The sequence below is a fragment of the Streptomyces sp. NPDC029122 genome (assembly GCF_055569445.1).
On record NZ_JBVHWK010000001.1, the window covers coordinates 491,744 to 515,378 of the forward strand.

Here is a 23,635-nt window from a genome sequence, read left to right on the forward strand (position 1 = left end):
GGGCGGCCGGGGCGGAGCGGGGATCAGGGCCGGGTGTTCCAGCCCGCGATCACCGGGAGCCCGTGCTCCGTGGACAGCACGCTGACCGTGCCGGTGCGCAGGAGGAAGAGCCGGCCGTCCTGCGGGGGCAGGCCGAGGTAGCGGGCGGTCAGGACGCGCAGGAAGTGGCCGTGGGCGACGAGTACGACGTCACCCCGGCCGGCGCGCAGGGACTCTTCGACGCGGGCGAGGACCCGGTCCGCTCGGGCGCCGACCTGCTCCGCGTCCTCGCCGGGGTGCCGTGCGTCGCCCGGCGGGACGCCGTCGGTCCACAGCGACCAGTCGGGCCGGGTCCGTCTGATCTCCGCGGTGGTGACGCCCTCGTACCCGCCGTAGTCCCATTCGTGGAGGGCCGGTTCGGGGATGCCGTCGGTCAGCCCGGCGAGTTCGGCCGTGGCGACGGCCCGGCCCAGGGGGCTGGTCAGCACCAGGGCGGGCTCGCGGTCGCGGAAGTACGGGGCCAGCGAGAGGGCCTCTTCGACGCCCCGCGCGGTCAGCGGCACGTCGGTCAGCCCGGTGTGGCGCCCGTTGGCGCTCCATGCCGTCTCCCCGTGCCTCACCAGCAGCAGATCACTCATGCCCGGACCCTATGGCGGTGTGCCGGTGCCCGGTACGCCGGCCCCTGGAGCCCGGCGGGCGTGTCACGGCCGGGTTTCCCCACCGGGACCGGTGGGCGGGGTCGCGAATCGATGCGGAAACGGTGCAAGTGGATCCCGCCGCCCCGCCCCGGGAGGCTGGCCCCATGGACAGCGTTCCCCCCGAGGACACCGCCGGTACCGCCCTGGCGGCGGGGTTCGCCGCCGGGGACGAGGCCTGCGCGGAGGCCGTCTGCCGGCGATGGCGGCCCCTGGTGCTCGCGCTGGCCCGGCGGGCCCTGGGCGATCCCCGCGAGGCGGAGGACGTCACCCAGCAGGTCTTCCTCGCCGCCTGGCGCGGCCGGGCGGGATACCGTCCGGGGCCGGGCGGGCTCGGGGCGTGGCTGACCGGCATCACCCGGCACAAGGTCGCCGACGCGCTGGAGGCGCGGGGCAGGCGGGCCCGCGTGGCGCGGGCCGAGGCGCGGGGCGCGGAGGAGCGGCGGGGCACCGGGGCGCGGGTGCCGGCGCCGGAGCAGGCCCTGGACCGGGTGCTGGTCCTCGGGGAGCTGGCCCGGCTGCCGGTGACCCAGCGGCGGGTCCTGTGGCTGGCGTTCTACGCGGATCTGAGCCAGAGCCAGATCGCGGAACGCACCGGGCTTCCGCTGGGCACCGTCAAGAGTCACACGCGGCGGGGCCTGTGTGCCCTGCGGCGGTCGCTGGAGCCCGCCCCGCCACCAGTTCCGCGATGACGGCGAGCCCGGACCGCAGCCCGAACAGCCGCCCGGTGCGCGGCCCCTGGGCCTCCGGACCCCAGCCGGGTCCCGCCAGCAGGAGCGCCGAGCGGCCGCGCGCGCCGCGCAGCCCCCATTCGATGCCGGCGACCGAGCGGGCCAGGGCCCGGTCCGCGGTGGTGCGGGACTGCGCCCAGAGAACGGCGGCACGGGGACCCGTACGCCGTACCGCGTCGCACAGCGCCCCGGCGGGCAGGGCGGCGCCGAACATCCGGACCGGCACGCCCCGTTCGCCCAGGGCGGCGGCGAGGGCCTCGACGGGCAGGCTGTGCAGCTCCCCCGGCGCGCACGCGAGGAGGACCGGGGGCACGCGCAGCGGTTCCGGCGCGGGGCGGACCCGGTGCAGGGCGGCGGAGATCTGCCAGGACAGCAGGTGCTCCACCTCGATGTAGCGCTCCCCCGCCGAGGCCCACTTGCGGCCCACCGCGTGCAGGGTCGGCGCGATCACCTCCTCCCAGGCCGCGACCGGGCCGTGTTCCGCCAGGGCGGCCTCCAGCAGTTCCGCCACCGCCGGCGCGTCCAGTCGTACGGCGGCCCGTGCGAGCCCCCGGCCCTCCGGCCGCACCTCCCCGAGGGGGAGGGCACCGGGCCCGCCCGGCGTCACGGCCGCCGCCCGCCCCGCCGCTCGGGCGCCGGGTGCTGCGCCGAGCGCGACCCGGGCCGCCTCCGACGGGGGAACGCCCCTCGCGGTGAGCCGGCACATCTCCTCCAGGCGGGCGATGTCCCCGGGCGTCCAGCGGCGGTGCCGGCCGTCCTCGCGGTGGGCCGGTCCGATGGCGTAGCGGCGCTCCCAGGAGCGCAGCGTGGTCGGGGACACCCCGAGGCTGCGGGCGACGGCGCCGGTGCTCAGGGCGGGTTCGGGGTCCACCGGCCTACGGTACGCCGACCGGTGCGGCACCGGGCCGCGCCTGGCGGAAGCGGCCGAGCGCGTCGGCGAGGTCCACCAGCGGCGGCGGGTAGGCGTACCGGGCCCGCTCGGGCTCGGGCAGCCGCCAGGGTTCGTGGACGCGGGGCGCGGCCAGTTCGGCCAGCTCCGGCACCCAGCGGTGGACGTAGCGGCCCTCGGGGTCGTGGCGCATGCCCTGGCGGACGGGGTTGAGGACCCGGTTGGGGCGGGTGTCGGTGCCGGTGCCGGCCACCCACTGCCAGTTGAGCTGGTTGTTGGCGAGGTCCCCGTCCACGAGGAGGGCGAGGAAGTGCGCGGCTCCGGTCCGCCAGTCCACGTACAGGCTCTTGGTGAGGAAGCTCGCGGCGAGCAGCCGGGCACGGCCCGGCATCCAGCCCTCGTGGCGCAGCTGGCGCATGGCGGCGTCGACCACGGGGTAGCCGGTGCGGCCGTCCTTCCAGGCCTGGAGCTCCTCCTCGGCGGCGGGGCCGGTGCGCCAGTGGTCGTGGCGGGGGCGGTAGTCCGCGGCGGCGGCGTCGGGGCGGGCGGCGAGGACCTGGTGGTGGAAGTCGCGCCAGCACAGCTGCCGGACGAAGGCCTCGGCTCCGGGGCCGCCGGCCGCGCGGGAGCGGTGGACGGCCTCGGGGGGCGAGAGCGTGCCGAAGTGCAGGTGCGGGGAGAGCCGGGAGGTGGCGTCGGCGGCGAGGTCGTCGTGGGTGTCCTCGTAGTGGGTGACGCCGGAGCGGAGCCAGTGGGTCAGCAGCCGACGGGCCTCGCGTTCGCCGCCGCGTGCGAGGCCCGGGGAGGTTCCGGTGACGGCGTCCCGGCGGGGCAGCCGCTCGGAGCCGATGTCCTCCGGTACCCGTACCCGGCGCGGGGCGGAGGTCACGGACCGCTGGGGCAGTGCCGTCCAGCGGCGCAGGTACGGGGTGAAGACGGCGAAGTGGTCGGCGCCCGAGCCGGCGGGGAGGACCGCCCCGGGGGCCACCACCGTGACCACCGTGTCGTGCGTGTACAGCCGGCGGCCCTGTGCCTCCAGGGCCTCGCGCAGCCGTTCCTCGCGGGCCCGGGCGTAGCCGCTGACGCCGGCGGCCATGTGCACTTCGTCGGCGTCGGCCTCCCGCACCAGGGCGCAGACCTCGGCGACGGGTTCCCCGGAGCGCACCACGAGGCGTCCGCCGCGCTCGCGGAGGCCCGCGTCGAGGTCGGCGAGGCAGTCGGCGAGGAAGGCCAGCCGGTTGGGCACGGCGAAGCCGGAGTCCTCGATGGTCCGGTCCCGGACGAAGAGCGGGACGACCCGGTCGCAGGAGGAGAGGGCGGCGCGCAGCGGTGGATGGTCGTGCAGGCGCAGGTCGGAGGTGTACAGGACCACGGCGGTGTTCATGGCGCTCGGCTCCGTGTCGGGGACTGTGCGGCGGTGGCGGTGGCGGGGGCGGCGGCCGCGCGGGCTGGGGGCGGCGGCCTCCGCCCTGTTCTTCGGCGCCGGGGACGCGACCGGATGCGGTCGCGTCCGGTCCGGCCGGGCCGTCCGACGGCCCGGACCGTCCGACGGCTCCGACCATCGGACATTCCAGGCCATTGGTACAGTCCTGACATGGCGGTGGACGAGCTCGACACCCGGATCCTGCGCCTGCTGATCGAGCAGCCGCGCACCAGCGTCCGCGAGTACGCCCGGATCCTCGGCGTGGCCCGCGGCACCCTCCAGGCCCGGCTGGACCGGCTGGAGCGGACCGGGGTGATCACCGGGACAGGTCCGGTGCTCTCCCCCGCCGCGCTGGGGCACCCGGTCCTGGCCTTCGTGCACATCGAGGTCACCCAGGGACGCCTGGACGAGGTCGGGGACGCGCTCGCGACCGTGCCGGAGATCGTCGAGGCCTTCTCGATCACCGGCGGCGGCGACCTGCTGACGCGGGTGGTGGCCCGGGACGCCGGGCACCTGGAGGACGTGATCCAACGGCTGATCCGGATGCCGGGCGTGGTGCGCACCCGGACGGAGGTCGCCTTGCGCGAGCGGGTCGCGCACCGGCTGCTGCCGCTGGTGGAATCCGTGGGGAGGGCGGCTCGCACATCCTGACAGGATGAACCGGACAGGCATGCGAGCGGCAGGACGGGCACAACGGATGATCTCCGTCATATTCGATCTCGACGGCACCCTCGTGGACAGCGAGCCGAACTACTACGAGTCGGGCCGCCGCGTCCTGGAGCGCCACGGCGTACCGGATTTCACCTGGGAGCAGCACGCGCGCTTCATCGGCATCGGCACCCTGGAGACGCTGGAGCTCCTCAAGGACCGTTACGGCCTGCGGGCCCCGGTCGAGCAGCTGCTGGCGGAGCAGAACGCCGCCTACCTGGAGCTGGCCCGCACCCGCACGGAGGCCTTCCCCCGGATGCGGGCCTTCGTGGAGCGGCTGCACGCGCGGGGCGTACCGATGGCGGTGGCCTCCGGCTCCTCGCGGGAGGCGATCGACGCCGTCCTGGAGGGCACCGGCCTGGCCGCGCTGCTGACCACGGCCGTCTCCGCCGAGGAGGTCGAGCGCGGCAAGCCCGCCCCCGACGTGTTCCTGGAGGCGGCCCGCCGGCTCGGCGCCCGGCCCGCGGACTGCGTGGTCGTCGAGGACGCGGCACCGGGCGCACTGGCCGCGCGGGCCGCGGGGATGGGCTGCGTGGCGGTCCCGTACGTGGCGGACACCGCCGGCGATCCGGCCTTCGCCGCGGCGGGTCTGCTCTTCGCGGGCGGTCAGCGGGAGTTCAGCGCCGACACCGCCGAGGAGTGGCTGTTCTCCCGCGGGACCGCCGCCCCCGCCTGACGCCGGCCGGGGAACGGCGGGCCGGGGCTCGCGGCCCCGGTCTCCGGGCCCCCTTCAGCGCATCACCCTCGGCAGGCGCAGGCTGAGCAGCGCCGTCACGGCGATCAGGCCCAGCTGGACCAGCAGGGTCACGGCGAGGGCGTCCCGCATCCCCAGCGAGCCGGCCAGCGCGAGGAAGAGGCTGCCGACGGTCGCCACGCCCAGGGCCAGCGAGGACTGCTGCGTGGTGATCACGACCCCGCTGCCCACTCCGGCCCGGTCCGCCGGGATGTCCGAGAGCATCAGCCGTATCAGCACCGGCAGCTGGAGGCCCTGCCCGAGGCCCGCGACGGCGACGCCCGGAGCCAGCCCGGCGAGACCGAGGTCCGGCCAGCCGTACCGGACGGCGGCCAGCACCAGGGCGATGCCGAGGGCCTGGATCAGCGCGCCGGCGGTGACGACCCGGCTGCCGAACCTGCCGATCAGCCGGGGTCCGGCGAGGGAGGCGCCGAAGAAGGCCAGGGCCATCGGCACCAGCGCGAGCCCCGCCGCCACCGGGCCCATGCGCAGGCCCTGCTGGAGTGCGACGGCGACCACGAACATGAAACCGCTGAAGCCGACCGAGAACGGCAGCAGCATCACCAGCCCGCGGCGCAGTGACACCAGCCGCAGCAGGCTCGGCGGCACCAGCGGGGTGCGGCCGAGCCGGTCGGCACGGCGTTCGGTCAGGTAGAAGGCCAGGGCCGCGAAGGGGGACACGGCCAGCGACACCCAGGTCCACAGCGGCCAGCCCGCCGCCCGGCCCTCCGTCAGCGGCAGCAAAAGGGACACCAGGGTGAGGCCGAGCAGCAGCGTTCCGGGGACGTCCACCGACGCCGGACGGTCCGAGCGGGTCTCCGGTACGGCCCGGAAGGCGAGCACCAGCCCGGCCACCACCACGGGCACGTTGACGAGGAACACCGAGCGCCAGCCGGACCCGGCCACGTCGGCCGCGACGAGCACCCCGCCGAGGATCTGCCCGGCGACCATGGAGAGGCCGGCGGTGGCCCCGTAGAGGCTCATCGCACGGGCCCGGCGCGGGCCCTGGGTGGTGGCCTGGATGGTGGCGAGCACCTGCGGCAGCATCAGCGCCGCCGCAGCGCCCTGGGCCACCCGGGCACCGACCAGGGTCCAGGCGGTGGGCGCCAGACCGCAGGCGAGGGAGGTCAGCCCGAAGGCCGCCATCCCGACGACGAAGAGCCGGCGCCGGCCGACCGTGTCACCGATCCGGCCGCCCAGCACGAGCAGCACCGAGTAGGCGACCCCGTAGCCGCCGACGACCAGTTCCAGCATGGCCGGCCCGGCGGCCAGGTCGGTGTCGATGGCGGGCAGCGCCACGTTGACGATGAAGAAGTCGATCAGGGGGAGGGCGGCGCCCAGCAGGACGGTGAACAGCCCGAGCGGCGTGAGGGCGGGGGGCTCCGCGGCCTCGGCCCCGGCGGTGGCCGGGGCGGGCGGGGCCGCAGGGACGGACGGGGAGGGGTGGGGCGTGCGTAGGGTTGTTTCGCTCACGGCACCGACGATCCACGGCCCTTCAGCCTGGTACCAGAGTCTCCTTATCCTGGTACCAGGAGTACCTGGCAACGGGATGGACGGTCCGGCACCCTGGTGCCATGACCACCGTTGCCCCGGAGAGCGACCTGCGCCGTCGCGAGCTCGCCGACTTCCTGCGCAGCCGCCGCGAGCGGATCACCCCCGAGCAGGTCGGGCTGGTCCCCGGCCGCCGCAGGCGCACCCCGGGACTGCGCCGCGAGGAGGTGGCACAGCTCTCCGCCGTCGGCGTCACCTGGTACACCTGGCTGGAGCAGGCCCGCGAGATCCAGGTGTCCCCCCAGGTGCTGGACGCGCTGGCGCGGGCCCTGCTGCTGGACTCCAGCGAGCGCGCCCACCTGTTCGCGCTGGCGGGCAGCACCGACCCGGCGCCGAACACCCGCTGTCCGAGCGTCACCCCGGCGCTGCGGGCCATGCTCGACCAGCTCGATCCCATCCCGGCGTGCGTGCAGAACAGCCGGTACGACATCCTCGCGTACAACCGCACGTACGGGCGGCTGCTGTGCGATCTGGACGCGCTGCCTCCCGAGGACCGCAACTGCGTGTGGCTGGCGTTCACCAACGCGGACTGGCGGGCCTCCCTCGTGGACGTGCCGGGGGTGAACCGGCTGCTCGCGGCCAAGTTCCGGGGCTCCATGGCGGGCCACCTCGCGGAACCCGGCTGGAAGACGCTGCTGGCCCGGCTGGAGGCGGCTTCGCCGGAGTTCCGGGAGATCTGGGCCCGGCACGAGGTGGTGGGGGCGGGCGGCAACACCAAGTACATCCGCAACGCCCATGTGGGGCTGCTGCGCCTGGAGCACACCAGCCTGTGGCTGGGCCCGGCGCCGGGCGCGCGGCTGACGACCTTCGTCCCCCTGGACGAGGAGACCCGCCTGCGCCTCGAACGCCTGCACGGCCTCTCCCCCGCCGCGGCTCCGGCGCGGGCGGCGCTGGGGTGAGTCCCGGCCGGGGAAGATCCCGCGACCCCCGCCAGTTGGTAGAACCGTGAACGAATCGCTGAGGGACCCGGCCGCCGTGGACGTGGACGTGGACGTGGTGGTCGTAGGGGCGGGACAGGCGGGCCTCTCCACCGCCTACCACCTGGCCCGGGCCGGAATCGGCCACGTGGTGCTGGACCACTCGCCCCGCCCGGGCGGCGCCTGGCAGTTCCGCTGGCCCTCGCTCACCTACGGCAAGGTGCACGGGATGCACTCCCTGCCCGGCATGGAGCTGACCGGCGCCGATCCGATGCGACCCTCGTCCGAGGTGATCGGGGAGTACTTCGCGGCCTACGAGGAGCGCTTCGGCCTGCGCGTACGCCGCCCCGTGGACGTCACCGCCGTACGCGACGGCGGTCCGGGCGCCGACGGCCGCCTGCTCGTCGAGTCGGCGTCCGGAAGCTGGTCGGCGCGGGCGCTGGTCAACGCCACCGGGACCTGGGACCGGCCGTTCTGGCCGCGCTACCCGGGCCAGGAACTGTTCCGGGGCCGCCAGCTGCACACCGCGAACTACCCCGGGCCCGGGGAGTTCGCCGGGGCCCGGGTGGTCGTGGTGGGCGGCGGCACCTCGGCGGTGCAGCACCTGCTGGAGATCTCCGAGGTGGCGGCCGGAACCACCTGGGTGACCCGGCGGCCGCCCGTGTTCCGCGCGGGGGGATTCGGCGAGGCGGAGGGCCGGGCGGCGGTGGCCCTGGTGGAGGAGCGGGTCCGGCGGGGGCTGCCCCCGCGGAGCGTGGTCAGCGTGACGGGGCTGGCGCTGACCGAGGGCGTACGGCCGGGCTGGACTCCGGGGTGCTGGAGCGGCTGCCCGTCTTCGACCGGATCACCCCGGCCGGGGTCGCGTGGGCGGACGGGCGGAGCGTGGACGCCGACGTGATCCTGTGGGCCACCGGCTTCCGGGCCGCCGTCGACCACCTGGCGCCGCTGCGGCTGCGGGAGCCGGGCGGCGGGATCCGGGTCGACGGGACCAGGGCGGTGCGCGACGAGCGGGTCCACCTGGTGGGCTACGGTCCGTCGGCCTCGACCGTCGGGGCCAACCGCGCGGGCGGCGCCGCCGTCCGCGAGATCCGGCGCCTGCTGGCCCGGGGCCCGGCGGTGCCGGCCTGAGCACCGGCCGTGCCGGGCGGTGGGGGCGGGCGGGGCCGCCCGCCGGCCGTGCTCGCCCGTCCGGCGGGGAGGACGGGGAGCCCCTGCTCATCGCGCGGCGGGGCCCTTCGCCGGGGGTCCGGCCTGGGCGCGGGCGGACGGGCCGGCGGAGGGCGCGCCGGCGGGCGGACCGGCGGCGGCGCGCAGCCGGTTGAACTCGGCGACGTGCTTCTTGTGTTCCTCGTATGTCGCCGAGAAGCGGGTGTCCCCGGGTTTGACGGTGACGAAGAACAGCCAGTTCCCGGGCGTCGGCGCGACGGCGGCGGCCATGGCCCGCAGGCCGGGGCTGTCAATGGGGGTGGGGGGCAGGCCCTGGCGTTCGTAGGTGTTGAAGGGGTGGTCGATGCGGGTGTCGCCGAGTGTGGTGTCCACGGTGGTGCGGTTGAGGGCGTAGTTGATGGTGGAGTCCATCTGGAGCGGCATCGACTTCGCCAGCCGGTTGTGGACCACCCGTGAGACCTTGCCCATGTCGGCCGGGTTGTCGGCTTCCGCCTCGATGACGCTGGCGAGGGTGGCCGTCTGGTAGGGGGTCATGCCGTGCGCCTTGGCGCCGTCCGCGACGGCCTGGGTGGCCAGCTTCTGGTTGGCCGTCCGCACCATGAAGGCGAGCAGCGCGGCCGGGGTGGACCGGGAGGTCACCGGGTACGTCGCCGGGAAGAGATACCCCTCCGGGTTGCCCTTCGCCTCCGCGGGCAGGTCGAGAGCCGCCGTGGCGACGGCCGACTTGGTGGTGCCCGCGGGGAGTTCGAGCGCACGGTCGACGGCGGCGTAGACCTGTGCGGCCCGCCAGCCTTCGGGGATCAGCAGCCGGCGCGGCGTCTCGGGCGCCTGCTCCCTGGGCAGCAGGGGTTCGATCACCACGGTGGCGAGACCGATCAGGAGGAGCACGCCGAGGAGGAGCACCACACGGCCTCGCCGGGTGAGCCGGGAGCGGCGTGGTGGCGGCTGGTACGGCCGGTACTCATCAGGCATGCGCGCACGCTAACCCCCGAAACCCGACCTTCCGGGCACCACACCCCACTCCGGTACTACGATCACACGTTCACCGGAGCGGGTACGGGGTCCCCCGCCGCCGGCCCTGCACCGGAGCCGCCCGGCTCCGCGCCGGAGCCGTCCCGCTCCCGCTCGGGCGCCTGGGCCGCGTCCCGGTCCCGGCGGACCAGTGCGGCGTAGCGGCCTCCGGCTCCCAGCAGTTCCTCGTGCGTCCCGCGCTCGGCTATCCGGCCGGCGTCCAGGACCACGATCTGGTCGGCGTCGCGGACGGTGGAGAGGCGGTGGGCGATGGTGATGGTGGTACGGCCCTTGGAGAGGTTGTCGATGGCCCGCTGCACGGCGTGCTCGGTACGGGTGTCGAGGGCACTGGTGGCCTCGTCGAGGATGAGCACCGGCGGGTCCCGCAGGATCGTGCGCGCGATGGCCAGCCGCTGCTTCTCGCCTCCGGAGAAGCGGTAGCCGCGCTCGCCGACGAGGGTGTCGTAGCCGTCGGGCAGGGACTCGATGTGGTCGTGGATCTGTGCCGCGCGGGCCGCCTCGACGATCTCCTCCCGGGTGGCGTCCGGCTTGGCGAAGCGGAGGTTGTCGGCCACCGAGGCGTGGAAGAGGTAGGTCTCCTGGGAGACCACGCCTATGGACCGGGCCAGCGAGTCGAAGTCGAGGTCGCGCACGTCCACCCCGTCGAGGGCGACCCGTCCGCCGGTCACGTCGTAGAGCCGGGGCACCAGGTAGCTGAGGGTGCTCTTGCCGGAGCCGGTGGGTCCGACCACGGCGAGGGAGCCGCCGGCCGGGACGGTGATGTCGATGCCGGTGAGGGTGGGGCCGGCCGTGGGCTCGTAGGCGAAGTGCACGTCCTCCAGGCGGACCTCGCCCCTCGCGCGCTCCAGGCGTACCGGCTGGGCCCGCTCGGTGATGTCGACCGGCAGGTCGAGGTACTCGAAGATCCGGGCGAACAGGGCGAGCGAGGTCTGGATCTGCACCCCGGTCGACAGCAGGCTCACGGCGGGCCGGAACAGGCCCTGCTGGAGGGTGACGAAGGCGACGAGGGTACCGACGGAGAGCGAGGGAGCGCCGGTCTGCAGGGCGATGCCCGCGGCCCAGTAGATCAGCGCGGGCATGGCGGCCATGACGATGCCGATGGTGGACATCCGCCAGCGCCCGGCCATGCTGGAGCGCACCTCGAGGCCGACGAGCTTCTCGGACTCCTCGGCGAAGGCGGCGGTGAGGGACTGCGAGCGGCCCATGGTGCGGCCGAGCAGGATGCCGCTGACCGACAGGGACTCGGTGACGGTCGCGGCCATGGCCGCCATCTGCTTCTGCCGCTGCGTGGTGATCCTCTTGCGCTCCCGGCCCACCCGCCGGCTGATCCACACGAAGACGGGCAGCAGCAGGAGGGAGACCGCGGTCAGCCGCCAGTCGAGCGCGAGCATCGCGACGACGGAGGCGATCACGGCGGTCAGGTTCGACACGAGCGAGGTCGCGGTCGAGGTGACGGTGGCCTGCATGCCGCCGATGTCGTTGGCTATCCGGGACTGCATCTCACCGGTGCGGGTGCGGGTGAAGAAGGCCAGCGGCATGCGCTGGAGCTGGGCGTAGACGGCGGTGCGCAGGTCGTGCATGACGCGCTGGCCGACCGTGGTGGAGATCAGGGTCTGGAGCACACCGAAGACGCTGGTCACGACCGCCGTGAGGATCATCCCGAGCGCGAGCAGGCTGAGCAGGCCGGTCCGGCCCTGGGGGATCGCGACGTCGAGGATCTCCTTGAGCAGGAACGGGGAGGCCACGCCGACCAGCGAGGACGCGCCGACGAGCGCTCCGACCACGGCGAGCCGGCCCCGGTAGGGGCGGAACAGGCCGAGGATGCGGCGCAGCTCGCGGGGGCGGTCCGCCGGGGCCGGGCGGCTCGGGTCGAGGGCTTCGTTCGATGGTGTCCACTTCGGTTCGTCGTGGCGCATGGGCCTCCTTATGACGGGACTCGAATGAGCATAGCTCATTGTTACCTATGCTCACAATGAATCCGGTCCTGATACTGTTCCCAGTATGAGCACCGGTTCCGAGAGCGACACCCGCGATTCCACCGACGGCGTCCTCGCCGAGCAGCTGCTGCGCCTGACGCGCCGGCTCCACCGCATCCAGAAGCGCCATATGGAGCCGCTCGGGATCACCCCCGCCCAGGGCCGGCTGCTGCGCCTCGTCTCGCACTACGGCGGGGACCAGCCGCCCCGGATGGCCGATCTCGCGACGCGCCTCGAAGTCGTTCCGCGGGCCGTGACCACGCTCGTGGACGGGCTGGAGGCCGCCGACTGCGTACGCCGCGTGCCCGACCCCGCCAACCGGCGCGTCATCCGGATCGAGCTCACCGAAACCGGCCGCGCCACGCTGCGCCGTCTGCGCAACGCGCGGACCGACGCGGCAGAGGAGATCCTGTCCCCATTGACCGGCGAACAGCGCGAGGTGCTCGGCGGTCTGCTGAACGCACTGGCGGACGCTCCCGCGGAGCGCCGCTGCTGAGACGGGCGGCCGGGCGCCGGCGCGCGGACCGCGACACACGAGGGGCCTGCTCATGCCGCTGCTCGAACCGAAGCCGGGAGCCCTGCGCCCGCGCGGACCGCACGCCCCCGCCCCCGACCGGGTCCCCGACCGGCTGGCCGGCGGGACCCCGCCCGCCCTGCGCGACGAGCTCATCGAGCTGCTCGGCGCCGAGAAGGTGCTGTGGAAGGTCTCCGACCTGGTCCGCTACGCCACCGACGCCTCCCCGTACCGGTTCGTGCCGCAGGTCGTGGTGGTCGCCGAGGACGTCGACGACGTCTCCGCGGTCCTCTCGTACGCCCACGGCAGACAGCGCGAGGTGGTCTTCCGCGCCGCCGGGACCTCGCTGAACGGCCAGGCGCAGGGCGAGGACATCCTGGTCGACGTACGCCGCCACTGGGCCGGCGTGGAGGTCCTGGAAGAGGGCCGGCGCGCCCGGATCCAGCCCGGCACCACGGTGTTCCGGGCCAATGCCGCCCTCGCCCGGTACGGCCGCGTCCTGGGTCCCGACCCGGCCAGCGCCGTGGCCTGCACCCTGGGCGGGGTCGTCGCCAACAACTCCTCCGGCATGACGGCCGGGACCACGAGGAACGCGTACCGCACCCTGTCCTCCCTCACCCTGGTCCTGCCGACCGGCACCGTCGTGGACACCGCCGACCCGCTCGCCGACGAGGAGCTGGCCCGGGCGGAACCGGCCCTGTGCCACGGGTTGATGGCGCTCAAGGGGGAGATCGAGGCCGATCCGGCCCTGATCGCCCGGATCCGCGCCAAGTACGAGATCAAGAACACCACCGGCTACCGCCTCGACGCCTACCTGGACGGCACCACCCCCGTCGAGATCCTGCGCGGTCTGATGGTCGGCTCGGAGGGCACGCTCGGTTTCATCGCGGAGGTCGTCTTCGACACCCTCCCCCTGGACCGCGAGCTCACCACGGCCCTGCTCTTCTTCCCCTCCCTGCCGGCCGCGGCCGCCGCCGTACCGCTCTTCAACGACGCGGGCGCCCTCGCCGTCGAGCTGATGGACGGGAACACCCTGCGCGCCTCGGTCAGCGTCGCGGGCGTGCCCGCCGACTGGGCGGAGCTGCCCAGGGACACCGCCGCGCTGCTGGTGGAGTTCCGGGCCCCGGACGCGGCGGGCCGCGCCGCGTACGAACGCCGCGCGGCCGCGATCCTGCCCGCGCTGGAGCTGGTCGCGCCGGTCGCCTCCGTCACCAACGCCTTCACCGGCGACCCGGCCGCCATCGCCGGCTACTGGAAGGCCCGCAAGGCCTTCGTCACCGCCGTCGGCGGGGCCCGCCCGCCCGGCACCACCCTGATCACCGAGGACTTCGCCGTTCCGCCGTCCCGCCTGGCGGAGGCCTGCGAGGCCCTCCTCGCGCTCCAGGCCGAGCACGGCTTCGACGCGGCCGTCGCCGGTCACGCGGCCCACGGGAACCTGCACTTCCTGCTCGCCTTCGACGCCGCCGAGCCCGCCGACGTCGAGCGGTACGCGGCCTTCATGGACGCCTTCTGCCACCTCACGGTGGAGCGGTTCGACGGCTCCCTGAAGGCCGAGCACTCCACCGGCCGCAACATGGCCCCCTTCCTGGAACTGGAGTGGGGGCCCCGGGCCACCGATCTGATGTGGCGCACCAAGCGGCTCATCGACCCGGACTCGGTCCTCGCCCCGGGCATCGTCCTGGACCGTGATCCGCTGGCCCACCTGCGGGGCCTGAAGACGATCCCGAGGGTGGAGGAGGTGGCCGATCCCTGCATCGAGTGCGGTTTCTGCGAACCGACCTGCCCCAGCGGGGACCTGACGACCACGCCGCGCCAGCGGATCGTGCTGCGGCGGGAGATGATGCGCCAGCGGCCGGGCTCCCCCGTGCTGGCGGGGCTGCTGGACGCCTACGGCTACGACGCCGTCGACACCTGCGCGGGCGACTCCACCTGCAAGCTCGCCTGCCCGGTCGGGATCGACACCGGTGCGCTGATGAGGGACTTCCGCCACCGCAGGCACGGCCCGCGCGAGGAGCGGGCCGCCGAGCTGGCCGCCCGGCGCTTCCGTGCCGTCGAAGCCGGTGCCCGGCTGGCCGTGGCCGCCTCCGACCAGATCACGCGCGTGCTCGGGGACCGGGCGCTGGGTGCCGTCACGGCCGCCGCGCGCAAGGCCGTACGCCCCGACCTGGTGCCGGAGTGGCTGCCGCGGATCCCCGGGGCCGCCGCCCGGCGGCTGCCCGTGACCCGGCGGGTGGGGGCGGCGGCCGTGTACTACCCGGCCTGCGTCAACCGGATCTTCGGCGGTCCCGAGGGCCACTCCGGCCCCTCGCTGCCGGAGGCGGTCGTGGCCGTGTCGGAGCGGGCCGGGAAGCCGGTGTGGATCCCCGGCGACGTGGCCGGGACCTGCTGCGCCACGATCTGGCACTCCAAGGGGTACGAGGCCGGCAACCGGCTGATGGCCAACCGCGTCGTCGAGGCCGCCTGGGGCTGGACCGCCGGGGGCCGGCTCCCGCTGGTCGTGGACGCCTCCTCCTGCACCCTGGGCCTCGCGCACGAGGTGGTCCCCTTCCTCACGGCGGACAACCTCGCCCTGCACGGGGAGCTGCGGATCGTCGACTCCGTCGTATGGGCGGCGGAGGAGCTGCTGCCACACCTGGAGATCCGGCGCACCGTCGGCTCGGCGGTCCTGCACCCGACCTGCTCGATGCGGCACCTGGGCGACGAGGCGCAGCTGCGCGCGGTGGCCGGGGCCTGCGCCCGGGAGGTGGTGGTCCCGGACGACGCGGGCTGCTGCGCCTTCGCCGGCGACCGGGGGATGCTGCACCCGGAACTGCCCGCCTCGGCGACGGCGCGGGAGGCCGCGGAGGTGACGGCACGGCAGTTCGACGCACACCTGTCGGCGAACCGGATGTGCGAGGTGGGCATGGACCTGGCCACCGGCCGCCCCTACCACTCGGCACTGATCGAGCTGGAGCGCGCCACGCGCCCTTGAACGCACCGGCGCACGCGGAGGCGCAGCCGTCGCGCGCGCCGGAGCAGGCGCCGTACGCGCGCCCCCGGGCCGGAAAATCGATTGCCCGGGCCCGGTCGGGAGGACGAACCTTGCGCAGGTTGCAGTCATCGACCAGTTCGTGGGGCGTCATGCAGATCAGCGATCTTCCCTATCCGGATCCCGGGGTACCCGACGCCCGTTCCGGCCCCCGTTTCCTCTGGTGGCTGGGGAGGGGCCAACTCGGCGGCCAGGCCCGTAGCCTGGCCTGGGGCCTCGTGCACTTCTGCGGGATCGCCGGGCTCCCGTACACGGTCGGCCTGGGCGTCGAGGCCGTCGTGGACCGCGACGGCGGGGGGCTGCTGCTGGCGGGCGGGCTGCTCCTGATCCTCGGCGCGGCCGTCTCCGTCGGCGACGCCATGCTCCACCGCACCGCCGTCACCAACTGGATCACCGCGGCCGCGCGGGTGCAGCAGCTCCTCGCCCGCAAGACCGCCGAACTGGGCTCCGCGCTGACCCGCCGGGTCGCGGCCGGAGAAGTCACGGCTGTGTCCACGGGTGACGTGGAAAAAATCGGATGGTTCGTCGAGGCCGTCTCCCGGTTCCTCGCCGCCGCCTTCGCGGTCGTCGCCCTCTGCGTGGGCCTGGTCCTCTACGCACCCGCGATCGGCGTGGTCGTCGCCGCGGGCGTGCCGGTGCTGGCCCTGTCGGTACTGCCGCTGCTGCCGCGTGCCACCCGGCGCGCGGACCTCCAGCGCGAGAAGGCCGGCAAGGCCACCGAGCTGGCCTCCGACACGGTGGCGGGCCTGCGGGTGCTGCGCGGGATCGGCGGTGAGGAGCTGTTCCTGGGCCGCTACCGCGAGGCCTCGCAGGAGGTCCGCGAGGCGGCCGTGCGCAGCGCCCGGATGTGGGCCCTGATCTCCGCGATCCAGGTGCTGCTGCCGGGGGCCCTGCTGATCACCGTGGTCTGGTACGGCGCGCTGCTCGTACTGGACGGCCGCCTGGCGGTCGGTGAACTCGTCGCGGCCTTCAGCGCGGTGGCCACGATGCTCTACCCCCTCCAGCACTTCCAGGAGATCGCGATGGCGTACTCCTTCTCGCGGCCCTCCGCCGAGCGGGCGGCCCGGGTGCTGTCGCTGACGCGCTCGCAGGACGGGGCGGACGGCCCGGTCACCGGCCGGGCGGCCGCTCCGGCGCCGGGCGGGGACCTGTACGACCCGGGGACCGGGCTGCTGGCCCCGGCCGGGCTGTGCACGGCGGTCGTGTGCGGGGACCCGGACCTGGCGGGGCGGCTCGCGGAGCGCCTCGGCGGGCACCCCGTGGACGGCGACGGCGGGACGCCCCCGGTGCTGCTGGGCGGGGTCGCGCTGGACGAACTCGCGCTCGACACGGCGCGCGAGCTGGTCCTCGTGCAGGACAAGGACCCGGTGCTGCTGTCCGGGACGCTGCGCGAGCTGTTCGACGTACCCGCCTCCGGGTCGGTCACGGCGGGGGCCGCGCTGGCCGCCGCGCAGTGCGGTGACGTCCTGGACGCGCTGCTGCAGTCGGCGCCCGACGGCGTGGAGGACCCCATGGACGCCCGGATCACCGAGCGCGGCCGGTCCCTGTCGGGCGGGCAGCGCCAGCGGCTGGCGCTGGCCAGGTCCCTGGTCACCGACCCGGAGGTGCTGGTACTGGACGAGCCGACCTCGGCGGTGGACTCGCACACCGAGGCGCGGATCGCGGACGGGGTCGCGGAACTGCGCGCCGGGCGCACGACGGTGGTGCTGGCCTCGTCACCGCTGCTGCTGGACCGGGCGGACCGGGTCGTCCTGGTCCACGAGGGCCGGGCTGTGGCGGCGGGCAGGCACCGGGAGCTGCTGAGGGACGAACCGCGCTACCGGGCGGTCGTCACCCGGGAGACGGAAGAGGAACAGAGGTCGGCGAGGCCCGGCGCGGCCGGGCCGGCCGAGGAGCAGGAACTCACAGGGATCGAGGAATCGGCATGATCGGCGTGGCTCCGCCGCAACACGATCCGGCGGCCCCCGAGACGGCCGCGACCCTGCCCGTGGGCACGTCGGCGACCGTACGGGAATACGTGCGCGGGCTGCTGCGGCGGCACCGGCGGGCCTTCACGGTGCTGGTCGCGGTCAACGCGGCCGCGGTGACCGCCTCGATGGTCGGCCCCTACCTGCTGGGCAGGGTCGTCGACGGGCTCTCCGCGGGGACGCGGGATCTCCATCTGGGGCGTGTGGCGCTGCTCTTCGCGCTGGCGCTGGCCGCGCAGACCTGCTTCGTCCGGCTGGTGAGGCTGCGCGGGGCGATGCTCGGCGAGGAGATGCTGGCCGATCTGCGCGAGGACTTCCTGGTGCGTTCGGTCGGGCTGCCGCCGGGTGTCCTGGAGCGGGCCGGCACGGGCGACCTGCTGTCACGGATCACCACCGACATCGACCGCCTGGCCAACGCGATGCGCGAGGCCGTGCCGCAGCTGGCGATCGGCGTGGTGTGGGCCGGGCTGCTCTACGGCGCCCTCGCGGTCACGGCGGCGCCGCTGGCGCTGGCCGCGCTGGTGGCGCTCCCGGTGCTGGTCATCGGGTGCCGCTGGTACTTCCGGCGGGCTCCCTCGGCGTACCGGTCGGAGGCGGCCGGGTACGCCGCGGTCGCGGCGGCGCTGACGGAGACCGTGGACGCGGGGCGCACCGTCGAGGCGCACCGTCTCGGCGGGCGCCGGATCGAGCTGTCGGAGCGGCGGATCAAGGAATGGACGGCCTGGGAGCGGTACACCCTCTTCCTGCGGACGGTCCTGTTCCCCGTCGTGAACGTCACCTATGTGACGGTCCTCGGCTCGGTGCTGGTGATCGGCGGCTACTGCGTGATGCGGGGCTGGATGTCGGTGGGCGAGCTGACCACCGGGGCGCTGCTGGCACAGATGATGGTCGACCCGATCGGGCTGATCCTGCGCTGGTACGACGAACTGCAGATCGCCCAGGTGTCGCTGGCGCGGCTCGTGGGCGTGCGGGAGATCGAGCCGGACGCGGGTGACCGGTCGGTCGCCCCTCAGGGTCGGGACGTACGGGCCGAGGAGGTCCGTTTCGGATACCGGGAGGGCGTGGACGTCCTGCACCGGGTGTCGATGTCCGTGCCGCCGGGCACCCGGATGGCGCTGGTGGGGCCTTCGGGGGCGGGCAAGTCCACGCTGGGCCGGCTGCTGGCGGGCATCTACGCGCCCCGGGCGGGTGAGGTCACGCTCGGCGGGGCCCGGCTGTCGCGGATGCCCGCGGAGCGGGTCCGCGAGCACGTGGCGCTGGTCAACCAGGAACACCACGTGTTCGTCGGCACCCTGCGGGACAACCTGCGCCTGGCCCGGGCGGGTGCCGTGGACGCCGAGCTGTGGGCGGCCCTGGGCGCGGTGGACGCGGACGGCTGGGCGCGGGACCTGGAGTCGGGGTTGGACACCGAGGTCGGTTCCGGTGGGAGCGCGCTGACGCCGGCGCAGGCCCAGCAGGTGGCGCTGGCCCGGCTGGTGCTGGCGGATCCGCACACGCTGGTGCTGGACGAGGCGACGTCCCTGCTGGATCCGCGTGCGGCCCGGCATCTGGAGCGCTCGCTGGCGCGGGTGCTGGACGGCCGTACGGTGATCGCGATCGCGCACCGCCTGCACACCGCGCACGACGCGGACGTGATCGCGGTGGTCGAGGGCGGGCGGATCAGTGAACTCGGTTCGCACGACGAGCTCGTGGCCGCCGACGGGGCGTACGCGGCCCTGTGGCGGTCCTGGCACGGCTGAGCCGCCGCGCCGGGCGGATGCCCCCGCCCGGCGCGGGCCGCGGCGGGCGGGCCGGCGGGTCTCAGATGAACGGGTCTCAGATGAAGCCGAGGGCGGCGGCGCCGCCCATGCCGCCGAGGAGCATGAAGACCGGCATGAGCACCTTGAGCTCGATCCAGCTGCCCGCGCGGAAGCGCATCATCTTCGGCGGGCCCACCGCGTACCAGCGCTTCCCGGCGATGGGCAGGGGCCACAGGACCGGGCAGCCCGAGACGGTCAGCGCGTCGCCGATGTCGTGGACCAGCGCGCCGAGCATGATCGGCAGGCCGAGCCAGAGGTATTCCTGGCCGGGGCCGGTGAACAGCCAGCCCGCGCCGTTGCCCGGCTCGTCGAGCACCCCGGCCAGGATCCAGGCGCTGGTCGCGCCGAGCAGCCAGACGAGGACGTCGCTGGACATCCGGGCCGCCCGCCACAGCAGCCCTTCGACGGCCAGCACCAGGTGTACGAAGAGCAGCCCGAGCACGCCCCAGCGGTCGAAGCCGACCGCGACCGCCGAGGATCCGGCGCCTATGAGGACGGCCCAGAGCCAGGTGTGGGTCAAAGTGCGGTGGCCCCCGCTGCGGCGGGCGTCGCGCGGGGTGCGGGTTGCCTTGTAGACGGCGTACGAGACCTTGTCGACCACCTCGCACAGGCCCCGGGACAGCGGTCCGAAGGCGCGTGAGATCGTCGCCGACTTGTGGTCGAGGTCGGGGGCGAGGGCCGCGCCGGCGCAGATGAGGGCGCCCACGACCAGTACGGGCCAGGGCATCGGGTGTCCGGCGGCGGCCACCGCCGCGCCCACCCCCAGCCAGGCCGCGGCCCCGGACAGTGAGTGCGCCGGACCCATCATGCTCGTTTCCCGCCCCGGTCCTGTCGTGATGGGGCCCTGTGGAGGGATTCGGTCGGGCCGCCTCGACGGCACAGCGTACCCGTGGTGATCTTCGTTCCGTCCGCCGGTTCCCTCTTCCGGGGGGAAGCCAGGCAAGATGGGGGGCGTGACCCTCATTGATCAGCTCCCGCCGACCGCCGACCCCGACGCCCTCTTCGAGGCCTTCTCCTCGTGGGCGGAGGACCAGGGCATCACCCTGTACCCGGCACAGGAGGAGGCGCTGATCGAGGTCGTCTCCGGCGCGAACGTGATCCTGTCGACCCCCACCGGCTCCGGCAAGAGCCTCGTCGCGGCCGCGGCGCACTTCACCGCGCTCGCCCAGGACAAGGTCACCTTCTACACCGCGCCCATCAAGGCGCTGGTGTCGGAGAAGTTCTTCGACCTGTGCAAGCTCTTCGGCACCGAGAACGTGGGCATGCTGACCGGTGACGCGTCGGTGAACGCCGACGCCCCGGTGATCTGCTGCACCGCCGAGGTGCTGGCCTCCATCGCGCTGCGCGACGGCAAGTACGCCGACATCGGCCAGGTCGTGATGGACGAATTCCACTTCTATGCGGAACCGGACCGCGGCTGGGCCTGGCAGATCCCGCTGCTGGAACTGCCGCAGGCGCAGTTCGTCCTGATGTCGGCGACCCTCGGCGACGTGAAGCGGTTCGAGGACGACCTGACCCGCCGGACCGGCCGCCCGACCTCGGTGGTCCGCTCCGCGACCCGGCCCGTACCGCTGTCCTACGAGTACGTGACCACGCCGATCACCGACACGATCACCGAGCTGCTGGAGACCCGGCAGGCGCCCGTCTACATCGTGCACTTCACCCAGGCCCAGGCGGTCGAGCGGGCGCAGTCGCTGATGAGCATCAACATGTGCACCCGCGAGGAGAAGGACAAGATCGCGGAGCTGATCGGCAACTTCCGCTTCACCACGAAGTTCGGCCAGAACCTCTCCCGCTACGTCCGCCACGGCATCGGCGTCCACCACGCGGGCATGCTGCCCAAGTACCGGCGCCTCGTCGAGAAGCTGGCCCAGGCCGGCCTGCTGAAGGTCATCTGCGGTACCGACACCCTGGGCGTCGGCGTCAACGTCCCGATCCGCACCGTACTGTTCACCGCGCTCACCAAGTACGACGGCAACCGCGTCCGCACGCTGCGCGCGCGGGAGTTCCACCAGATCGCCGGCCGGGCGGGCCGGGCCGGGTTCGACACGGCCGGTTTCGTGGTCGCACAGGCACCCGAACACGTCATCGAGAACGAGAAGGCCCTCGCGAAGGCCGGCGACGACCCGAAGAAGCGCCGCAAGGTGGTCCGCAAGAAGGCCCCCGAAGGCTTCGTGGCCTGGTCGGACACCACCTTCGAAAAGCTGATCGCCGCGGACCCGGAGCCGCTGACCTCGCGCTTCAAGGTCACCAACATCATGCTGCTCTCGGTGATCGCCCGGCCGGGCGACGCCTTCAAGGCGATGCGCCACCTCCTGGAGGACAACCACGAGCCGCGCAAGGCCCAGCTGCGCCACATCCGCCGCGCCATCGCCATCTACCGCTCGCTGCTGGACGGCGGCGTCGTCGAGAAGCTCGACACCCCGGACGCCGAGGGCCGCACCATCCGGCTCACCGTCGACCTCCAGCAGGACTTCGCGCTGAACCAGCCGCTGTCCACCTTCGCGCTGGCCGCCTTCGAGCTGCTCGACCCGGAATCCCCCTCCTACGCGCTGGACATGGTCTCCGTCGTCGAGTCCACGCTGGACGACCCGCGCCAGATCCTGGCGGCCCAGCAGAACAAGGAGCGGGGCATCGCGGTCGGCGCGATGAAGGCCGACGGGATCGAGTACGAGGAGCGGATGGAGCGCCTCCAGGAGGTGACCTACCCCAAGCCCCTCGAGGAGCTCCTGGTCCACGCGTACGACGTCTACAGCAAGAGCCACCCCTGGGTCCGGGACCACCCGGTCTCCCCGAAGTCGATCATCCGCGACATGTACGAGCGGGCGATGACCTTCACCGAGTTCACCTCCTTCTACGAGCTGGCCCGTACCGAGGGCATCGTGCTGCGCTACCTGGCGAGCGCGTACAAGGCGCTGGACCACACCATCCCGGACGACCTGAAGTCCGAGGACCTCGAGGACCTCATCGCCTGGCTGGGCGAGCTGGTCCGCCAGGTCGACTCCAGCCTCCTCGACGAGTGGGAGCAGCTGGCGAACCCGGAGGTGGAGACGGCCGAGCAGGCCCAGGAGAAGGCCGACCAGGTCAAGCCGGTCACGGCCAACTCGCGCGCCTTCCGCGTGCTGGTCCGCAACGCGATGTTCCGCCGGGTCGAGCTGGCGGCCCTGGACCACGTCGGTCAGCTGGGCGAGCTGGACGCCGAGTCCGGCTGGGACGCCGACGCCTGGGGCGAGGCCATGGACGCGTACTGGGACGAGTACGACGACCTGGGCACCGGTCCCGACGCGCGCGGCCCGAAGCTGCTCCAGATCGAGGAGGACGCGGCGCACGGCCTGTGGCGCGTCCGCCAGACCTTCGCCGACCCCAACGGCGACCATGGCTGGGGCATCAGCGCCGAGGTCGACCTCGCCGCTTCCGACGAGGAGGGCCGGGCCGTCATCCGGGTCACCTCGGTCGGCGAGCTCGGCGCGCTCTGACCGGAATCCGCAAGCCACCGCGGGCGGCCCCGCCCGGCCCGCCGGAACCGACAGTGGAGAACCTCTGATGACGAACCCCGCCGAGAGACTGGTCGATCTGCTCGACCTGGAGCAGATCGAGGTCAACATCTTCCGGGGGGTCAGCCCCCAGGAGTCCCTCCAGCGCGTGTTCGGCGGCCAGGTCGCCGGCCAGGCGCTGGTGGCCGCCGGCCGGACCACCGAGAGCGACCGGCCGGTCCACTCCCTGCACGCGTACTTCCTGCGCCCGGGCATCCCCGGGGTTCCGATCGTGTACCAGGTGGAGCGGGTCCGTGACGGGCGCTCCTTCACCACGCGCCGGGTCACCGCCGTCCAGCAGGGCAAGACCATCTTCAACCTGACCGCCTCCTTCCATCACCCGGAGGAGGGCAGCATCGAGCACCAGCTGCCTCCCCGCCTCGACTTCCCCCACCCGGACACGCTCCCGAAGGTCGTGGACGAGATCCGCGAGCACCTGGGCGCGCTGCCCGAGGCGCTGGAGCGGATGGCCCGCCGCCAGCCCTTCGACATCCGGTACGTGGACCGGCTCCGCTGGACCCCCGAGGACCTCAAGGACGCCGACCCGCGCAGCGCGGTGTGGATGCGGGCGGTCGGCCCGCTCGGCGACGACCCGCTCGTGCACACCTGCGCCCTCACCTACGCCAGTGACATGACCCTCCTCGACGCCGTGCGCATCCCCGTCGAGCCGCTGTGGGGCATGCGCGGTTTCGACATGGCCTCCCTGGACCACGCCATGTGGTTCCACCGGCCGTTCCGGGCGGACGAGTGGTTCCTGTACGACCAGGAGTCGCCCATCGCGCACGGCGGTCGTGGCCTGGCCCGCGGCCGCATCTACGACGTGGAGGGCAGGCTGCTCGTCTCCGTCGTCCAGGAGGGCCTCTTCCGCCCGTACCCGGCCGAGAAGGCCAGGCCGGCCGTCTCGCCCCAGTAGCGGCCGCGGTCCCGACGACGCCCGGAGCGGCGTCAGGCCCCGTCTCCTTCCCCCGTCTCCTCACCGAAGAGCTGATCGCA

The 23,635-nt window shown here is 74.1% G+C and carries 17 protein-coding genes and 1 pseudogene; 11 read left to right on the forward strand and 7 right to left on the reverse strand.

What is annotated here, in order from left to right; translation table 11 throughout:
* Positions 1–23: 23 nt before the first annotated feature.
* Entirely contained in the window at positions 24–617 is a 594-nt protein-coding gene (locus tag ACZ4WZ_RS02160; RefSeq protein ID WP_467884091.1) for a histidine phosphatase family protein, read from the reverse strand.
* Between the two features lie 164 nt (positions 618–781).
* Here ACZ4WZ_RS02160 and ACZ4WZ_RS02165 point away from each other — a divergent pair, with 164 nt between their 5' ends.
* Positions 782–1,366, forward strand: a complete 585-nt coding sequence (locus ACZ4WZ_RS02165) for an RNA polymerase sigma factor (RefSeq protein ID WP_467884093.1) — start codon at positions 782–784, stop codon at positions 1,364–1,366.
* On the opposite strand, the gene ACZ4WZ_RS02170 is transcribed toward ACZ4WZ_RS02165, so the two are convergent.
* Both ACZ4WZ_RS02170 and ACZ4WZ_RS02175 read right to left on the reverse strand, forming a co-directional pair.
* The gene (locus ACZ4WZ_RS02170) at positions 1,290–2,276 is read right to left on the reverse strand and encodes a MerR family transcriptional regulator (RefSeq protein WP_467884095.1); all 987 of its coding nucleotides are present in this window, start codon (positions 2,274–2,276) and stop codon (positions 1,290–1,292) included. The genes ACZ4WZ_RS02165 and ACZ4WZ_RS02170 overlap by 77 nt on opposite strands.
* A gap of 4 nt (positions 2,277–2,280) precedes the next feature.
* Complete coding sequence (locus ACZ4WZ_RS02175; protein ID WP_467884097.1) at positions 2,281–3,678, reverse strand: cryptochrome/photolyase family protein; 1,398 nt, start codon at positions 3,676–3,678, stop codon at positions 2,281–2,283.
* Positions 3,679–3,888: 210 nt separating this feature from the next.
* Between ACZ4WZ_RS02175 and ACZ4WZ_RS02180 the strand changes: the two genes are divergently transcribed.
* On the forward strand, positions 3,889–4,368 hold the full coding sequence (locus tag ACZ4WZ_RS02180) for an Lrp/AsnC family transcriptional regulator (RefSeq protein ID WP_467884099.1): 480 nt from the start codon (positions 3,889–3,891) through the stop codon (positions 4,366–4,368).
* A gap of 46 nt (positions 4,369–4,414) precedes the next feature.
* Complete coding sequence (locus ACZ4WZ_RS02185) at positions 4,415–5,101, forward strand: HAD family hydrolase (RefSeq protein WP_467884100.1); 687 nt, start codon at positions 4,415–4,417, stop codon at positions 5,099–5,101.
* Positions 5,102–5,155: 54 nt separating this feature from the next.
* Here ACZ4WZ_RS02185 and ACZ4WZ_RS02190 read toward each other — a convergent pair whose 3' ends face one another.
* The gene (locus ACZ4WZ_RS02190; RefSeq protein WP_467884101.1) at positions 5,156–6,631 is read right to left on the reverse strand and encodes an MFS transporter; all 1,476 of its coding nucleotides are present in this window, start codon (positions 6,629–6,631) and stop codon (positions 5,156–5,158) included.
* 101 nt (positions 6,632–6,732) lie between these two features.
* Between ACZ4WZ_RS02190 and ACZ4WZ_RS02195 the strand changes: the two genes are divergently transcribed.
* Complete coding sequence (locus tag ACZ4WZ_RS02195; protein WP_467884103.1) at positions 6,733–7,608, forward strand: MmyB family transcriptional regulator; 876 nt, start codon at positions 6,733–6,735, stop codon at positions 7,606–7,608.
* Between the two features lie 76 nt (positions 7,609–7,684).
* Positions 7,685–8,754, forward strand: a pseudogene (locus tag ACZ4WZ_RS02200) (FAD-dependent oxidoreductase).
* Between the two features lie 87 nt (positions 8,755–8,841).
* Here the strand turns inward: ACZ4WZ_RS02200 and mltG are convergent.
* Both mltG and ACZ4WZ_RS02210 read right to left on the reverse strand, forming a co-directional pair.
* Positions 8,842–9,765, reverse strand: coding sequence for an endolytic transglycosylase MltG (gene mltG, locus ACZ4WZ_RS02205; RefSeq protein ID WP_467884105.1), 924 nt, complete (start codon positions 9,763–9,765; stop codon positions 8,842–8,844).
* Between the two features lie 62 nt (positions 9,766–9,827).
* Positions 9,828–11,741, reverse strand: coding sequence for an ABC transporter ATP-binding protein (locus tag ACZ4WZ_RS02210; protein WP_467884107.1), 1,914 nt, complete (start codon positions 11,739–11,741; stop codon positions 9,828–9,830).
* 85 nt (positions 11,742–11,826) lie between these two features.
* Between ACZ4WZ_RS02210 and ACZ4WZ_RS02215 the strand changes: the two genes are divergently transcribed.
* The 4 genes from ACZ4WZ_RS02215 to ACZ4WZ_RS02230 all read left to right on the forward strand — a co-directional run bounded on the left by ACZ4WZ_RS02215 (position 11,827) and on the right by ACZ4WZ_RS02230 (position 19,049).
* Positions 11,827–12,297 carry a MarR family winged helix-turn-helix transcriptional regulator gene (locus tag ACZ4WZ_RS02215; protein WP_467884109.1) on the forward strand — a complete coding sequence of 157 codons (471 nt, stop codon included), beginning with the start codon at positions 11,827–11,829 and terminating at the stop codon, positions 12,295–12,297.
* A 52-nt stretch (positions 12,298–12,349) separates the two neighbouring features.
* Entirely contained in the window at positions 12,350–15,286 is a 2,937-nt protein-coding gene (locus tag ACZ4WZ_RS02220) for an FAD-binding and (Fe-S)-binding domain-containing protein (protein WP_467884110.1), read from the forward strand.
* 149 nt (positions 15,287–15,435) lie between these two features.
* The gene (locus ACZ4WZ_RS02225) at positions 15,436–17,271 is read left to right on the forward strand and encodes an ABC transporter transmembrane domain-containing protein (RefSeq protein ID WP_467884112.1); all 1,836 of its coding nucleotides are present in this window, start codon (positions 15,436–15,438) and stop codon (positions 17,269–17,271) included.
* Positions 17,268–19,049, forward strand: a complete 1,782-nt coding sequence (locus ACZ4WZ_RS02230) for an ABC transporter ATP-binding protein (protein WP_467884114.1) — start codon at positions 17,268–17,270, stop codon at positions 19,047–19,049. The genes ACZ4WZ_RS02225 and ACZ4WZ_RS02230 overlap by 4 nt, the downstream gene beginning before the upstream one ends.
* A 76-nt stretch (positions 19,050–19,125) precedes the next feature.
* Here ACZ4WZ_RS02230 and ACZ4WZ_RS02235 read toward each other — a convergent pair whose 3' ends face one another.
* A complete protein-coding gene (locus tag ACZ4WZ_RS02235) occupies positions 19,126–19,917 on the reverse strand; it encodes a metal-dependent hydrolase (protein WP_467884116.1) in 792 nt (263 codons plus the stop codon).
* Between the two features lie 145 nt (positions 19,918–20,062).
* Here ACZ4WZ_RS02235 and ACZ4WZ_RS02240 point away from each other — a divergent pair, with 145 nt between their 5' ends.
* Positions 20,063–22,585: a DEAD/DEAH box helicase gene (locus tag ACZ4WZ_RS02240; RefSeq protein WP_467884117.1), complete on the forward strand. Its 2,523-nt coding sequence runs from the start codon at positions 20,063–20,065 to the stop codon at positions 22,583–22,585.
* A 67-nt stretch (positions 22,586–22,652) separates the two neighbouring features.
* A complete protein-coding gene (locus ACZ4WZ_RS02245) occupies positions 22,653–23,555 on the forward strand; it encodes an acyl-CoA thioesterase (RefSeq protein ID WP_467884119.1) in 903 nt (300 codons plus the stop codon).
* Positions 23,556–23,635: the final 80 nt, after the last annotated feature.